This window comes from Streptomyces sp. NPDC054770 (assembly GCF_053611985.1).
In genome coordinates, this window is sequence record NZ_JBSHBL010000025.1 from 73,014 (window position 1) to 86,431 (window position 13,418).

The window sequence follows — 13,418 nt, forward strand, 5'->3', positions numbered from 1 at the left end:
CGTGGTTAACCCTTCACTCCGGTGAGCGTGACGCCCTCGACGAACGCCTTCTGGGCGAAGAAGAAGACGAGGATCACGGGGGCCATGACGAGCACGGTCGCGGCCATGGTCAGGTTCCAGTCGGTGTGGTGCATGCCCTTGAACGACTCCAGGCCGTAGGAGAGGGTCCAGGCGCCCGGGTTCTCCGAGGCGTAGATCTGGGGGCCGAAGTAGTCGTTCCAGGCGTAGAAGAACTGGAAGAGGGCGACGGCGGCGATGCCGGGCCTCGCCATCGGGATCACCACCCTGAGCAGGGTCCTGAGGTCCCCGCAGCCGTCCACCCTCGCCGCGTCCAGGTACTCGTTCGGGATCGTCATCAGGAACTGGCGCAGCAGGAAGATGGAGAACGCGTCGCCGAACGCCATCGGCACGATCAGCGGCCACAGGGTGCCGGAGAGGTCCAGCTGCTTCGCCCAGAAGAGGTACATCGGGATGATGACCACCTGCGGCGGCAGCATCATCATCGAGATCACCAGCATGAGCGAGAGATTGCGGCCGCGGAAGCGGAACTTGGCGAGCGCGTACGCCACCGGGATGGACGACACGACGGTCAGGACGGTGCCGAGGCCCGCGTAGAGCAGGGTGTTCTTCCACCAGGTCAGGAAGCCCGGCGTGTCGAACACCTTCCGGTAGTTGCTCCACTCCCAGGTGTGCGGGATCAGGTCCCGGCTCAGTGCCTGGCTGTCGCTCATCAGCGAGGTCAGGAACACGAACACGAAGGGGAGGGTGAAGAACAGGGCGGCGGCGACGCCGAGGGAGTGCACCGCCACCCAGTTGAGCAACGCCTTGCGGCGGGCGGTGCGTTCGGCGTCCGACACGGGGGCCCGCAACTGCGCGGGCCGGTCGAGTACCTGGGTCATCGTCAGTCACCTGCCTGGATGAGACCGCCCCGGCGCCGCATCAGGAACGCGGTGAACACCATGGACAGGACGAAGAGGACGAGGGCGACGACACACGCGGAGCCGTAGTCGAAGCGCTGGAAGCCGAGGTTGTAGACGAGCTGGGGAAGGGTGAGCGTCGACTTCTCCGGATAGCCGGGTTCGAACTGCGTCCCCGCGCCCTGGATCACGCCCGAGGCGACCTTTCCGGCGATGAGCGGCTGTGTGTAGTACTGCATCGTCTGGATGACACCCGTGACGACCGCGAACATCACGATCGGCGAGATGTTCGGGAGCGTGACGAACCGGAACCGCTGCCAGGCGGACGCGCCGTCCAGCTCCGCCGCCTCGTACTGCTCCGTCGGTACGTCGAGCAGCGCGGCCATGAAGATGACCATCAGGTCGCCGACGCCCCACAGGGCCAGCAGGGTCAGGGCCGGCTTGGACCAGGTGGGGTCGTTGAACCAGCCCGGGGCCGGGATGCCGACCTTCTCCAGGATCGAGTTGACCGGCCCGGTACCGGGGTTGAGGAGGAACGCGAAGGCCATGGTCGCCGCGACCGGCGGGGCCAGGTAGGGCAGGTAGAAGAGGGTGCGGAAGACCCCCGTACCCGTCTTGATCTTCGTGATGAGCATGCCGACGCCGAGTCCGAAGACGACCCGGAGCGACACCATCACGACCACCAGCCACAGGGTGTTGCGCAGCGCGGGCCAGAAGTACGGGTAGTGCTCGAAGACGTACGTCCAGTTCTTCGTGCCGGACCACGTCGGCGGTTTGAAGCCGTCGTAGTGCATGAAGGAGAAATAGACCGTGGAGATCAGCGGGTACGCGAAGAACACCGCGAAACCGATCAGCCAGGGCGACATGAAAGCGACCGTGCGCAGTGCCTGTTTCCGCTGCTTCGCAGCGAGGCCGGACGGGCGGCGCTGCGACGCCGACGTGATGGTGCTCATCGCTACTTCGCCTGCGCGATGTCGGTGTCGATCTGCTTGGCCGTGGCCTCCAGACCGGACTTGAGGTCCTTGACCTTGCCGCTCTCGTAGTCGTATCCGAAGTTCTGGATCGTCGCCAGGTACACACCGCCGTTGATGGAGGCGGGAGACGTCGTGGAGTTCGGGTTGGCGGCGATGTCCAGGAAGGTCTTGAACCGCGGGTCGTACGTCAGCTTCGGCGACTTCAGGGCGGCGAGCGTGGACGGCACGTTGTGGATGGCGTTGGAGAAGCCCACCACCGCGTCCGTGTCCGTGGTGATGTACTTGACGAACTCCCAGGCAGCGTTCTGCTTCTTGCTGTTCGCGGCGATACCGGCGATCGTGCCGGTGATGTAGCCCTTGCCGTACTGCGCGACCTGGTCGTCCGGCACCGGCAGCGGGGCGACGCCGATGTCGAACTTCGGCTTGGTGGCGAGCGCCATGCCCAGCCGCCATTCACCGTCGAGCTGCATGGCGACCTGGCCGGTCTGGAAGGGGTGCTTGTCGCCCCACTCGTCGCCCAGCGTCGCCCGGTACTTCTCCAGCTTCTGGAATCCGCCGAGTTCGTCGACGAGGTTCTTCTGGAGCGTGAACGCCTCGGTGAAAGCGGGGTCCTTGGCGACGTTCGACTTTCCGTCGGCCGTGAAGTAGGTGGGCGAGAACTGCGCCTCGTAGTGCTCGGTCGTGGTCTCCCAGCCGTGGTAGTCCGGCATGAAACCGAGCTGCTTGTAGCTGTCGCCCTGGGTGATCGTCAGTTTCTTGGCGTCCGCCTGGAATTCGGTCCATGTCTTCGGCGGGCTGGTGATGCCGGCCTTCTTGAACGCCGTCTTGTTGTAGTAGAGGCCGTACGCGTCACCGAGCAGCGGAGCCGAGCAGCGGTTGCCGTCGTACTGGGTGTACTCGTTCATCGCCTTCGGGAACGTCGTCGTCGGGTCGATGCCGGACTTCTTGAAGAACGGGTTCAGGTCGACCAGCGCGCCCGAGGAGCAGAACTTGCCCACGTTGTTCGTGGTGAACGACGAGATGACGTCCGGGGCCTTGTCGCCGCCGCTGCGCAGCGCCTGGTTGATCTTGTCGTCGGTCATGTTGCTGACGGCGTTGACGTGGATGTTGGGGTGCGCCTTCTCGAAGCCGGCGATCAGCGCGTTGACCGCCTTCACCTCGTTCGGGGCGCTCCAGGCGTGCCAGAAGTTGATGGTGGTGTTCGCGGAGGCGTCGTCGTCGGCTCCGGAGGAGGACTGGCCGGTACAGGCGGTGAGCAGGGCCAGCGAACTGGCGGCCGCGGTCAGGGCAAAAGCCGTCTTTCGGGCAGCAGAGGGTATGGGCATGGCGGGATCTCCCGGGGGCGGGCGGTGACGGAAGGGAACGGCTGTGCGGGAAGCTGAGGGGTGAGAGGGCGAGGGGCAGGGGCTCAGCGCGAGGTGTCGAAGACCTCGTCGCGGGTGGTCGCGAGCGCGCTCTCCAGCGCGCCGCGCAGCACGGGGTGTGCACGGACGTCGCCGACGACGAGCCGCGGCCGGGCGGCCGCCAGTTCCTCCAGTTCGGCCTGGACGAGGGCGCGCAGCACCTCGCCGCCGGAGGTCAGGACGGTGCCGCTGAGGACGACGAGCTCGGGGTCGAGGACGGAGACGAGGGAGGCGAGACCGGTGGCGAGCCGGGTCGCGTAGGTGCGGAGCAACTGGTGGTGGGGCCCGGTGGCGTGGTCGGCGGCGCGGGCGACGAGTTCGGCGGCGGACTCCTCGGGAGGCCCGGGCGGCACGTCCTCGATGCCCAGTTCGCGGGCCAGCCGGGGCACCGCCTGCGAACCGGCGAGTTCCTGGTAGCCACCGCTGTTGGCCTTGGTGACCTGGCGGACCAGCGGGGTGCCCGGCACCGGCAGGAAGCCGACCTCGCCGGCGCCGCCGGTCCAGCCGCGGTGCAGCCGGCCGCCGAGGACCAGGGCGGCGCCGAGGCCCTCCTGGTTCCACAGCAGCACGAAGTCGCCGTGGCCGCGGGCCGCGCCGAGCCGCTGTTCGGCGATGGCGACGAGGTTGACGTCGTTCTCGTACTCGACCGGCATCGGCAGCGCGGCGGCGAGGTCGTCGAGCAGTGCGGGGGAGTGCCAGCCGGGCAGGTGCGAGGCGTACCGCAGCCGGCCGGTGTTGGGGTCGAAGGCGCCGGGCGTGCCGATCACGACCCGGTGCACGTCGTCCCGGGCCAGCCCGGCCGCCTTCACGGCGCCGTCCAGGGCGTCCGTGACCTGCCGTACGACGGACTGCGCGGAGCGCCGGCCGGGGGTGGGCAGTTCGTACTCGCCGACGGTACGGCCGGTGACGTCGGCGACGGCGGCCCGGATCCGGTCCGGGTTGACGTCAAGGCCGGCGGCGTGTGCCGCGCGCGGATTCACCGAGTACAGCTGGGCGTTGGGGCCCGGCCGGCCCTCGCTGGTGCCGGTCGCCAGCACCAGCCCGGCCGCCTCCAGGCGGGCCAGCAGCTGGGAGGCGGTCGGCTTGGAGAGGCCGGTGAGCTTGCCGATCCGGGTGCGGGACAGCGGGCCGTGCTCCAGCAGCAGGTCCAGTGCGGCGCGGTCGTTCATGGCGCGCAGCACACGCGGGGTGCCCGGCGTACCGGCGGTTCCTGCCATGGGTTCGACACCTGCCTTTCCAGCCGCTCAGTTTCCCAGTGATCGGGACGATCGGTCCACCCGGGTGACCCGCCTGAACAGGCCACTCGTTGATCACTGTTAGGAAAGTTTCCTGTTGGCTGGAAACGTAAGCCGCCGGAGAGGGAGCGTCAATAGCCCGCCGGGGCGGCAACCCAGTCGTTACCTGCGCTTGGGCATGCGAAGGGCCCGCCCGGAAGATCCGGACGGGCCCTGCGGATGCGTGGTCGGCCTGAGAGCAGGACCGTTACTTCACCTTGATGTAGTCGCCGGTGGCCGTCGCCGCCGCGGTGGTCGTCGTACCCGCGAAGACGTACCGGTAGTAGCCGCTCTTCGACGCCTTCACCGTGGTGGACAGGGCGCCGCCGGTGCCGGAGGTGATCCCCTTCACGTTCGAGTACGTCTTGCTGTCCGCGGCGCGGAACTGGAGGACGGCCTTCTGCCCCGTGTAGCCCTTGTACGACGAGGAGCCCCAGTCCGCCCGGGTCAGCTTGCCCTTGACGGTGATCGTCCTGCCCTTGGCCACCGGCTCCGGCGAGGCGTCGGCGGTCAGCCTGGCCGCGCGCTGCACCTTGGCCGTGGCCAGGCTGCCCCAGATGGCCACGTCGGACTCGGAGCTGAGGAAGTCGTCCGAGACGGTGCCGTCGATGTGGGCGTACAGGCCCCCGGCCTTCCACGTCGTGGCGTCCGCGGCTTCGTACAGGTACTCGCCCGGGTCGACCGGGATGCTCTCGGAGCAGCTCTCGGTGACCGTGGTGTCCGTGGTGGCGGTCGTCGTGCAGGCGGGCATGACTTCCGGGTCCAGCTCGTTGTCGAGCGACTTCAGCGTGCCGCGGTAGAGCATCACCGCGGCGAACGTCTTCTCGTTGTCGATGACCAGGTCGGCGGGCCGGGTCAGGGTGTATGTCACCGGCACGCTCACCGTCTTGGTGGTGCCGACGACGATCGCCTTGCCCTTGTTCACGGTCACGTCGGAGAAGACCAGGTTCGGAGTCGCCGCGGAGGCGGCGGGCGCGGCGAGACCTGCGAGGGCCAGGGCACCGGACAGGGCGGTGCCTATGGCGAGCTTTCTCATGTATCCCCACAATCGAGACGGGTCCCCGGGCGACGTCGCGCTCCAGAACAAGGACCCGTAGTGGGGCGACCTTAGATCATCATCGACGCGGGGAGAATGCGGGGGGCCTGTGAAGACCTTCTGAATCCGGCCGCTGGCCGATTTGCGATCACGGCTGCGTCACGATATCCGTCGCCGCTGGTCACAAGGCTCCTTCTCACAGTTTCCTGCTCTTTGATCCCGACACGGACCAGGAGAACGGCGACTGACGATGTCCCCTCGAAGACGGTTGTTCGCACGGCTGTGGCGCAGTGCCCTGGGCGACTTCGCGGTGCCGGTCCTCACGCTGTGCATCCTCGACTTCGTCGACGACGGCTTCTCCTGGACGACGGTCGTGCGTGCCGTCGTCGGGTACCCGGTGGCCTGGATCGTGCTCTCGCTGCTGTGGGCCGGCCGGCGGGCCGGTTCGCTGGTGCGTCGTGCGCGCGGTCTGGGCGTCGAGGCCACCGAGAAGATCCTGGACGGCACCCAGACCCACACCCTCACCGGGATCCCGTTCGACCGCATCCACGCCGGACTGGACGCGGCGCGGCGGGCGTCGGACCTCACCGACGGCAACCCGCTCGACTTCCGCTGGCACCCCTACCGCACCCGGGTGTCCGTCCCGTGCTCGGTCACCTACGACCACACCTCCGGCGAGGCCCTCGTGGAGGTCCGCACCTCCGGAAACCTCGAGAGCGGCCTCTTCCTGGGCACCGCGTTCACGGCGCTCTGCCGGATAGTGCGCACGCTGGAAGGCCGTTGAGCCGAGGGTCGCTCAGTCGCGGAGGAACGGGGCCGTGTCGAGGGTGGGGTAGGGGGCGGGTAGGCGGAGGGGGCGGCCGAGGGATACCGTCACCTGCGCGCGGTAGCGACCGGCAGTGAGATCGTCGCCTGTGGATTCCGGGTCGTGGAAGCAGTACGCCTCCTGCTTCTTGCGGTGGACCAGGACATAGACGGGGACCCCGGAGTTTGCGTAGATGCGCAGCTTGGGGCCGGTGTCCGTTTCATGGTTCGTGGACGTCACCTCTCCCACGAGGCCGACCATGTCGATCGGGTACCAGCCCTTGTGGGTCTTGGCGTATGCCTCGTCCAGGTCTGTGGCCTTGCGGCGGCGGATGTAGAAGTCCGGGACGAGCAAGGCCTGGGTCCGGCCGTCCTTGTGCGCGGCGCGGAAGCCCATCCCGAAACCCGCAAGAGGGAACCCAGCGCTGTTGAGCTGGAGAAAGAGCTGTGCGACGACGTCGCTGTGTTCGGCGTCCGGCTGAGGCGGCACAATGCCCGTCTCCTCGAGGTATTCCGCCCGAATCGGCATTGGTGCAGCGGCCTCTTCGAACGAGATCAGCATGTCGATGGGGTCCACTTGCGGCACGACCGGCTCCATGACCTTCTCCATGATCGGCTCGGCGCTCATCCTGGTTCTCCTCGTCGCACTGGTGCCAGGCTAAGCCCGCGCTGGGCGCCCCGGCAGAACGATGGGGCACCCCGCGCGCCCGTGACGCCGGAATGCCCCACCTGTTCACTCGAACGAGTGTGCTGAACCGTTCCGCTACCTCCCCGCGGACGCCGACCGCTGCGGAGCTATCGGTGTCGTCGCCGCCGTCTGGGGCGAGTCCGAGTCGGAGAACGCCGACGGGGCGGCCACGGCCTCCGCGGGGTCCGGGGGCTCCTCACCCGAGAGGCCCGTGGGCACGCCGCCGACGATCCGGATGTCCGCCGCGTCGAACGCCCGCTTGATCCGCCAGCGCAGCTCGCGCTCCACGGTCAGCGCCTTGCCCGGCATGGTCTTGGCGGAGAGCCGGACCACCATCGAGTCGATGAGGACCGAGTCCAGGCCGAGGATCTGGATCGGGCCCCACAGCAGCTCGTTCCAGGGCTCCTCCTTGGACATCTTCTCGGCGACCTCGTCCAGGGTGGCCCGCACCCGGTCCAGGTCCTCGCTGGGCCGGAGCGTGACGTCGACGCCGGCCGTGGCCCAGCCCTGCGAGAGGTTGCCGATCCGCTTGATCTCGCCGTTGCGGACGTACCAGATCTCGCCGTCGGCGCCGCGCAGCTTGGTCACCCGCAGGCCGACCTCGACCACCTCGCCGGAGGCCACCCCCGCGTCGATCGAGTCGCCGACCCCGTACTGGTCCTCCAGGATCATGAACACGCCGGACAGGAAGTCCGTGACCAGGTTCCGGGCGCCGAAACCGATCGCGACACCGGCGACACCGGCGGACGCCAGCAGCGGGGCCAGATCGATCTGGAAGCTGCTCAGCACCATCAGCGCGGCCGTGCCGAGGATCAGGAAGCTCGCCACCGACCGCAGCACCGAGCCGATCGCCTGCGAGCGCTGCCGCCGCCGCTCGGCGTTGACCAGCAGCCCGCCGAGGGTGGTGCCCTCCGCCGACTCGGCCGTCCGGTTCATCCGGTCGATGAACTTGGTTATCGCCCGCAGCACGGCCTTTCTGAGCACCACCGCGATCACCACGACCAGCAGCACCTTCAGCCCGATCGCCAGCCAGGTCGACCAGTTCTGCTCGACCCAGCTGGCCGTGTGGGCGGCGCTCTCCTGGGCGTCCTGGAGCGTGGGCACGGTCGTTGTCGGCGACTCCGAGGGGGTCGGCGACGGCGACGAACCGGCGGCCAGTAGGACGGCGGGCAAGGACACGGCGGGTACCTCCAGGCGGTGCGCTACTGCCCTCCGGTACGGCGGTCAAGATCGGGTACGGCGTTCAAGGTCACGGAAAGGTCACCGGACGGACAGGAACACCACACTAACGGGGCATTGTGTGTGGGCCCCACCGATACGAGAAGGAGAGACCGTGCTCACGCCTGCTTCTCACCCGCGCGTGAACCGGCCCGCGGGAACCGGCCGCTGGAAAGGCCCGTTTGAAAGGCCCGCTTGAAAAGGGGGGCGACCGGGGGATGAATGCCGTGTGGTCGAAAACACTCCCAGCCCGTTACCGGGAGATGGTGGCGCGTCCACCAGCCAGGAGGGGAGACTGGCCACAGATCGTCCCGGCGCGAGCCACGCGCCGCCGACGCCCAAGGAGGCCCCCGTGCCGCATGTCCTGGTCCTCAACGCGTCGTACGAGCCGCTCGGCGTCGTACCGCTCCGCCGCGCGCTCGTCCTCGTCCTGGAGAACAAGGCAGTCGCCTTGGAGGAATCCGGCGCCTATATGCACAGCGCAACCGTCACAGTCTCCGCACCCAGCGTGGTCCGGCTCAAGCGATTCGTGCGGGTTCCCTACCGGGGCCCCGTGCCGCTCACCCGAAGGGCGCTCTTCGCGCGCGACGGGGGCCGGTGCATGTACTGCGGTGGCGTCGCAACCAGCGTCGACCACGTCATCCCGCGCAGCCGCGGGGGTCAGCACGTCTGGGACAACGTGGTGGCGTCCTGCCGCCGCTGCAACCACGTCAAGGCCGACCGCCATCTCTTCGAGATCGGCTGGCGGCTGCGGCACAAACCGGCCCCGCCCACCGGACTCGCCTGGCGCATCATCGGGACCGGCCATAGGGACCCGCGCTGGCTGCCCTACTTGCAGCCGTACGGCGCGGACGACGCCCTGGCCCGGATCGACGGCATCTCCGCCTGACGATCCGGGCCTTCGCATACCCCGTGGCTGGCCGTCTCAGCCACGGGGCCCTTCGGCACGCGCACCCCGTACGACGAACAGCGCGCCGCCCACCGCGAACGCCCCCAGCGCCGCCGCCCAGGCGCCCGGTTGCGCCCCAGGTTGCACCGGCCACGCCCACACCGCCACCGCGCTTCCGTGCGCCCCCGCCGAGCCCAGGTACACGGCACTGACGTAACCGAAGGCCGGCAGCCAGCTCAGCCGGGCCCCGAGCAGCACGGCCGCGGCCGCCGTGACACCCGTACAGCCCAGCGTGTTGCGGATCATGGCCGGTGGCCCGAAGGTCTCCGGATGCCCCAGCACCGCCACCGGCAGCAGCACGGCCGCCAGCGCGGTCAGCCCGGCCAGCTGAGCCAGCCGCCGCGGCCACCACGGCCGGACCGCCGTCCGGTCCAGTTCCTCACAGGGCGAGGCGAGGCTCACCCCGATCACCGCGGCCGCCAGCAGCGGGGCCAGCGCCACCACCGGCACCCGGCGGTCGGGGTCGAGGTAACTGTCGAGACGGGCCGCCGCCCAGACCGCGAAGGCGGCCGTCCCGGCGAGCGCGACGACAGCGGTGGGGACCGCGCGGGAGCGGGCGTGCAGAAGGAACGGGTTCGTGCTCACAGGGCCGGCGCTCCCTTCGGGTCGCAGGCCGCCCGGGCCGCGAAGTACGCCGACAGCCAGGCCCGGCGCTCCCGTTCGCCCATCGCCACCAGCCGGGCCCGGGCGGCGCGGCGGTCGGCCAGTGCGTCCCGGCGCTGCGCGTCGGCCCGGGCGTCCAGACCGTCGAAGTGCCGCTGGGCGGGGGAGGGCGCGAGGTAGTTCTCGACGGCGTCGTCGGCCACGCCGTCCGGATCGTCCGGACAGTCCCGCAGCAGCGCCGCCACGGCCTCCCAGGCGAACTGCTCCGGATCGGTCAGCCGCCCCCGCACGAACGACCAGCCGAGCGGGGTCAGCGACGGCAGTGCCACCTCGTCGTGACGCGTCCCGCCCGCCCGGCCCGTCCAGCGCACCGGCAGGTTCCGTACCCCCGCCAGCTTCCCCGTGACCCCCGACAGCGCCGCGCTGACCTGTGGCAGCGCGTCCGCGTACCGGGCGTTCACGCACACCGCCGGGGTGACGGACGTGTCGCACACCTGGCGGCCGGCCAGCGGGTCGGTGTGCCACAGCCCGTCCCCGGTCTGCACGAGCAGCGCGCCCGCGGCGGCCGCGGCGGCCAGCGGCAGCACGGCCGTCCACCGGCGCCGGGCCGCGTACGCCAGCACGGCCGCCCCCGTCAGACCGCCGGCCCAGACCGCCATCGCCACCGGCTGCCACCACACCGGCACCCACGTCGCCATGAACTGGCACGCGGGGTTCAGAAACCGCCCGGACCCCTCGTGCGCCGCCGCCGTCACCCCCAGCCCCACATACCCGGCCGTCGCCAGCAGCGGCGCCGCGAGCCGCGAGGGCACCAGCCGCCCCACCGCGTGACCGGCCACCACCGCGGCCCCCGACACGAACGCGTCGGTGGGCACGAGGGCCAGGCGGGGAGCGTCCCCCAGGGCGTACGGCCAGGTCGCGAGCAGCGCCAGACCCGCCGCCACCGCGTACCCGGCGGCCACCCAGAGGGCCACCGGCAGCGCGGACACCAGGAAACGGGACAACGGCGGCCGTACGACCGTCCCCCACAGCTCCTCCGTACGGCGCCGCCGCTCCCGGCCGCCCTGCCAGCAGCCGGCCGCCGCGGCCGCCGGGACCGTGACCAGCACGGCGTTGTGCAACTGCGCGGCCGTCTCCGCCCAGCCGCCCTGCCACCGGTCGGCCGACGCGGCCAGCACCACGCCCAGCGTCAGCAGCACGGTGAGCCCGGCCCAGGGGGCGAAACCCCGGCGGGCCTCCGTCCGGAGCGGCGCCGACGCCTGTGTCGTGACGCTCATCGCAGCACCCCCGTCGTGCGGTGGGCGCGCAGGGCCGCCGTGTAGCCGCGCTCGATCGGATGGTCGCCGGGTCCGTCGGACGCCTCGCCCAGCGCGGTGAGGGTGTCCGGTGTCCCCCGGTAGGCGACCCGGCCCGCGTCCAGCAGGGTGACCTCCGTGCAGGCCGCCGCGACGTCCTCCACCAGGTGGGTGGAGACGACCACGGTCGCCGAGGCGCCCAGCTCGCGCAGCAACTCCCGGAACTCCACGCGCTGTTCGGGATCCAGTCCGGCGGTCGGCTCGTCGAGCAGCAGGACCTCCGGTTCGTTGACGACCGCCTGCGCGATGCCGACCCGGCGGACCATGCCCCCCGACAGCGTCCGGATCTTCGCGTCGGCACGGTCGGCGAGTCCGACCCGTTCCACCGCCCGTTCCACCGCGGCGGGGGTCCGGTCGGCGGGCAGCTCCTTCAGCCAGGCCACGTACGACACGAACTCCCGCACGGTGAACCCCGGGTAGTAGCCGAACTCCTGCGGCAGATAACCCAGCCGGCCACGGACCTCGCCCAGGGCGCGGTGCTCCGCGGTGTCCCGGCCGAGCAGCTCCACCCGGCCGGCGGCCGGCCGGGCGACCGTCGCCAGCACCCTGATCAGCGAGGTCTTCCCGGCGCCGTTCGGGCCCAGCAGCCCGTGCACCCCCGTGCCGAGTGCGAGGTCGACCGAGTCCAGGGCGACGGTCCTGCGGTGCCGGACGCGCAGGCCGGTCACTCGTATGCTCAACGGTTCTCCAGGTGGTCGTAGGCGCGCCGGCGGGCGGCCAGCAGCGCGGCGCACACGGCGGCGGCCACGGCCCAGCCGGCCTGGGCGCCGTCGAAGCAGACGGCCAGCTGTCCGGCCAGCCGTGCGGTGAGGGGGCCGCTGTGCGCGGCGAGGGCCGGGACGAGGACGGCGGCCAGCCAGCCGCCGCCGGTCACCGCGGTCGCGGTACGGCAGCCGACGTAGGACGCGAGCGTGAGGGAGCCGAGGGTCAGTGCCAGCGCCGGCAGCAGCCAGGCGGCGGCACCGGGGGCGCCCGAGGCGGGCAGCGCGGCGCCGGTGAGGGTCAGGGCGGGGAGGCTGACGCCGAGGACGGCGGCGGTGCGGGTGAGGGCGAGGCGGAGGCCGCCGGAGGGGGTGGCCGCGGTGATCTCGTGCAGGGCGTCGGCGTGCGGGCCGTAGGAGAGGGCGACGCCGGCCACGGGGATCACCGGGGCGAGGGTGAGGAGGAGGGTGCGGGTGGCTTCGTAGCCTGCGGCCCGGTTCAGGAGGAGGGCGCCGAGGACGACGGTGAGGACAGCGAGGAGCCAGGTGCCTCGTAGGGCGGGGCCGAGGGACCAGAGGGTGGGGCGGAGGTGGGTGGTCGGCTGCCGGCCGGTGGGGGCTGGTCGCGCCAACGCGGCGGAGCCGCAAATGCCAGAGCCCCGCGCCCCTTCGGGGCGCGTTGCGGTCGTCGTCAGTATCAAGTCACGTACCTCGTCGAGGACTACTCCCGCCGGTGTGTTTCGTACCGCTGTCGAGACCCGGGTCGCGCAGGACGTGCAGGACTCCAGGTGTTTCTCCAGGGAGCAGGCGTCCGCCTCCGGCAGGGTGCCGGCGGCGTAGCGCGCGGCCAGGTTCTCGGAGGCGTGCCAGGGTGTCGTCGTCATGCCGGGCCTCCCGTCGGTGCAGGGTTCAGCTGGGACAGGGCCGCGCGGAGTTCGGCCCTCGCTCTGAGGGCTCGGGACTTGACCGTGCCCTCGGGTATGCCGAGCAGGCTCGCGGCCTCCCGGGTGGTCAGGCCGTCGACGACCGTGGCCCGGAGGACCTCGCGCAGTTCGGGGGAGATCCGGTCGAGGGCGGTGCCCACGTCGCCGTACTCGAGGGCGGTGAGGACCCGGTCCTCCGCCGACGGGGCGACGGCGGCCGGCGCGGGCAGGGGCACCACGCGCGCCACCCGCTCCTGCGCCCGGCGGGCGTCCACCAGCCGGCGGGCCGCGATGGTCCACAGCCAGCCGCCGGCCTCCTGCCCGCGGTGCCCGGCCGCCGACCGCCACACCGTGACGAAGGTGTCCTGGAGCACCTCCCGAACCACCTCGGGATCGGCACAGCGCCGGGTCAGCCGGGCGTGCAGCCAGCCCGCGTGCCGGTCGTACAGCTCGGCCAGTGCCGAGGCGTCCCCGGCCGCGACGGCCCGCAACAGCGCCGGGTCCCCGCCCGCGTCGTCGTTCTCACGGTGGCCCCCCATGGGGCGGAACAGTCTCACACCGTCTCTATCGATC

14 protein-coding genes are annotated in these 13,418 nt (G+C 71.0%); 2 read left to right on the plus strand and 12 right to left on the minus strand.

Annotation, left to right across the window (positions count from 1 at the left end):
• Nucleotides 1-5: 5 nt before the first annotated feature.
• The 5 genes from ACWGKQ_RS22570 to ACWGKQ_RS22590 all read right to left on the minus strand — a co-directional run bounded on the left by ACWGKQ_RS22570 (nucleotide 6) and on the right by ACWGKQ_RS22590 (nucleotide 5,604).
• On the minus strand, nucleotides 6-899 hold the full coding sequence (locus tag ACWGKQ_RS22570; protein ID WP_453293736.1) for a carbohydrate ABC transporter permease: 894 nt from the start codon (nucleotides 897-899) through the stop codon (nucleotides 6-8).
• Between the two features lie 2 nt (nucleotides 900-901).
• On the minus strand, nucleotides 902-1,870 hold the full coding sequence (locus tag ACWGKQ_RS22575) for a carbohydrate ABC transporter permease (RefSeq protein WP_453293737.1): 969 nt from the start codon (nucleotides 1,868-1,870) through the stop codon (nucleotides 902-904).
• A 2-nt stretch (nucleotides 1,871-1,872) separates the two neighbouring features.
• Nucleotides 1,873-3,216, minus strand: coding sequence for an ABC transporter substrate-binding protein (locus ACWGKQ_RS22580; protein ID WP_453293738.1), 1,344 nt, complete (start codon nucleotides 3,214-3,216; stop codon nucleotides 1,873-1,875).
• 83 nt (nucleotides 3,217-3,299) lie between these two features.
• Nucleotides 3,300-4,511 (minus strand): ROK family transcriptional regulator, encoded by a 1,212-nt coding sequence (locus ACWGKQ_RS22585; RefSeq protein ID WP_453293739.1) that lies wholly within the window; start codon nucleotides 4,509-4,511, stop codon nucleotides 3,300-3,302.
• 265 nt (nucleotides 4,512-4,776) lie between these two features.
• Nucleotides 4,777-5,604 (minus strand): hypothetical protein, encoded by an 828-nt coding sequence (locus ACWGKQ_RS22590; protein ID WP_453293740.1) that lies wholly within the window; start codon nucleotides 5,602-5,604, stop codon nucleotides 4,777-4,779.
• A 250-nt stretch (nucleotides 5,605-5,854) separates the two neighbouring features.
• On the opposite strand from ACWGKQ_RS22590, the gene ACWGKQ_RS22595 reads away from it, so the two are divergent.
• Nucleotides 5,855-6,388, plus strand: coding sequence for a hypothetical protein (locus ACWGKQ_RS22595; protein ID WP_453293741.1), 534 nt, complete (start codon nucleotides 5,855-5,857; stop codon nucleotides 6,386-6,388).
• A 12-nt stretch (nucleotides 6,389-6,400) separates the two neighbouring features.
• Here the strand turns inward: ACWGKQ_RS22595 and ACWGKQ_RS22600 are convergent, their stop codons facing one another.
• Together ACWGKQ_RS22600 and ACWGKQ_RS22605 are read right to left on the minus strand one after the other, a co-directional pair.
• Entirely contained in the window at nucleotides 6,401-7,036 is a 636-nt protein-coding gene (locus tag ACWGKQ_RS22600; RefSeq protein ID WP_453293742.1) for a Uma2 family endonuclease, read from the minus strand.
• Between the two features lie 135 nt (nucleotides 7,037-7,171).
• Nucleotides 7,172-8,275: a mechanosensitive ion channel family protein gene (locus ACWGKQ_RS22605; RefSeq protein WP_453293743.1), complete on the minus strand. Its 1,104-nt coding sequence runs from the start codon at nucleotides 8,273-8,275 to the stop codon at nucleotides 7,172-7,174.
• Between the two features lie 391 nt (nucleotides 8,276-8,666).
• On the opposite strand from ACWGKQ_RS22605, the gene ACWGKQ_RS22610 reads away from it, so the two are divergent.
• Entirely contained in the window at nucleotides 8,667-9,203 is a 537-nt protein-coding gene (locus ACWGKQ_RS22610; protein WP_089107458.1) for an HNH endonuclease, read from the plus strand.
• Between the two features lie 36 nt (nucleotides 9,204-9,239).
• Here the strand turns inward: ACWGKQ_RS22610 and ACWGKQ_RS22615 are convergent, their stop codons facing one another.
• Genes ACWGKQ_RS22615 through ACWGKQ_RS22635 form a run of 5 tightly spaced genes read right to left on the minus strand, consistent with a single transcriptional unit; the run spans nucleotide 9,240 to nucleotide 13,384 of the window.
• Nucleotides 9,240-9,848, minus strand: a complete 609-nt coding sequence (locus ACWGKQ_RS22615) for a hypothetical protein (protein ID WP_453293744.1) — start codon at nucleotides 9,846-9,848, stop codon at nucleotides 9,240-9,242.
• On the minus strand, nucleotides 9,845-11,143 hold the full coding sequence (locus tag ACWGKQ_RS22620) for a hypothetical protein (RefSeq protein WP_453293745.1): 1,299 nt from the start codon (nucleotides 11,141-11,143) through the stop codon (nucleotides 9,845-9,847). The genes ACWGKQ_RS22615 and ACWGKQ_RS22620 overlap by 4 nt, the downstream gene beginning before the upstream one ends.
• Nucleotides 11,140-11,901 (minus strand): ABC transporter ATP-binding protein, encoded by a 762-nt coding sequence (locus tag ACWGKQ_RS22625; RefSeq protein WP_453293746.1) that lies wholly within the window; start codon nucleotides 11,899-11,901, stop codon nucleotides 11,140-11,142. The genes ACWGKQ_RS22620 and ACWGKQ_RS22625 overlap by 4 nt, the downstream gene beginning before the upstream one ends.
• Nucleotides 11,898-12,806, minus strand: coding sequence for a zf-HC2 domain-containing protein (locus tag ACWGKQ_RS22630; RefSeq protein WP_453293747.1), 909 nt, complete (start codon nucleotides 12,804-12,806; stop codon nucleotides 11,898-11,900). Before ACWGKQ_RS22630 ends, ACWGKQ_RS22625 begins: the two co-directional genes overlap by 4 nt.
• Nucleotides 12,803-13,384, minus strand: a complete 582-nt coding sequence (locus tag ACWGKQ_RS22635; protein ID WP_453293748.1) for an RNA polymerase sigma factor — start codon at nucleotides 13,382-13,384, stop codon at nucleotides 12,803-12,805. The genes ACWGKQ_RS22630 and ACWGKQ_RS22635 overlap by 4 nt, the downstream gene beginning before the upstream one ends.
• Nucleotides 13,385-13,418: the final 34 nt, after the last annotated feature.

What these genes read in the sequence shown, in the direction of transcription:
- ACWGKQ_RS22590 (WP_453293740.1), bottom strand. Translation starts at nt 5,604, where the DNA reads ATGAGAAAGCTCGCCATAGGCACCGCCCTGTCCGGTGCCCTGGCCCTC.
- ACWGKQ_RS22580 (WP_453293738.1), bottom strand. Translation starts at nt 3,216, where the DNA reads ATGCCCATACCCTCTGCTGCCCGAAAGACGGCTTTTGCCCTGACCGCG.
- ACWGKQ_RS22570 (WP_453293736.1), bottom strand. Translation starts at nt 899, where the DNA reads ATGACCCAGGTACTCGACCGGCCCGCGCAGTTGCGGGCCCCCGTGTCG.
- ACWGKQ_RS22585 (WP_453293739.1), bottom strand. Translation starts at nt 4,511, where the DNA reads ATGGCAGGAACCGCCGGTACGCCGGGCACCCCGCGTGTGCTGCGCGCC.
- ACWGKQ_RS22630 (WP_453293747.1), bottom strand. Translation starts at nt 12,806, where the DNA reads ATGACGACGACACCCTGGCACGCCTCCGAGAACCTGGCCGCGCGCTAC.
- ACWGKQ_RS22600 (WP_453293742.1), bottom strand. Translation starts at nt 7,036, where the DNA reads ATGAGCGCCGAGCCGATCATGGAGAAGGTCATGGAGCCGGTCGTGCCG.
- ACWGKQ_RS22620 (WP_453293745.1), bottom strand. Translation starts at nt 11,143, where the DNA reads ATGAGCGTCACGACACAGGCGTCGGCGCCGCTCCGGACGGAGGCCCGC.
- ACWGKQ_RS22575 (WP_453293737.1), bottom strand. Translation starts at nt 1,870, where the DNA reads ATGAGCACCATCACGTCGGCGTCGCAGCGCCGCCCGTCCGGCCTCGCT.
- ACWGKQ_RS22635 (WP_453293748.1), bottom strand. Translation starts at nt 13,384, where the DNA reads ATGGGGGGCCACCGTGAGAACGACGACGCGGGCGGGGACCCGGCGCTG.
- ACWGKQ_RS22595 (WP_453293741.1), top strand. Translation starts at nt 5,855, where the DNA reads ATGTCCCCTCGAAGACGGTTGTTCGCACGGCTGTGGCGCAGTGCCCTG.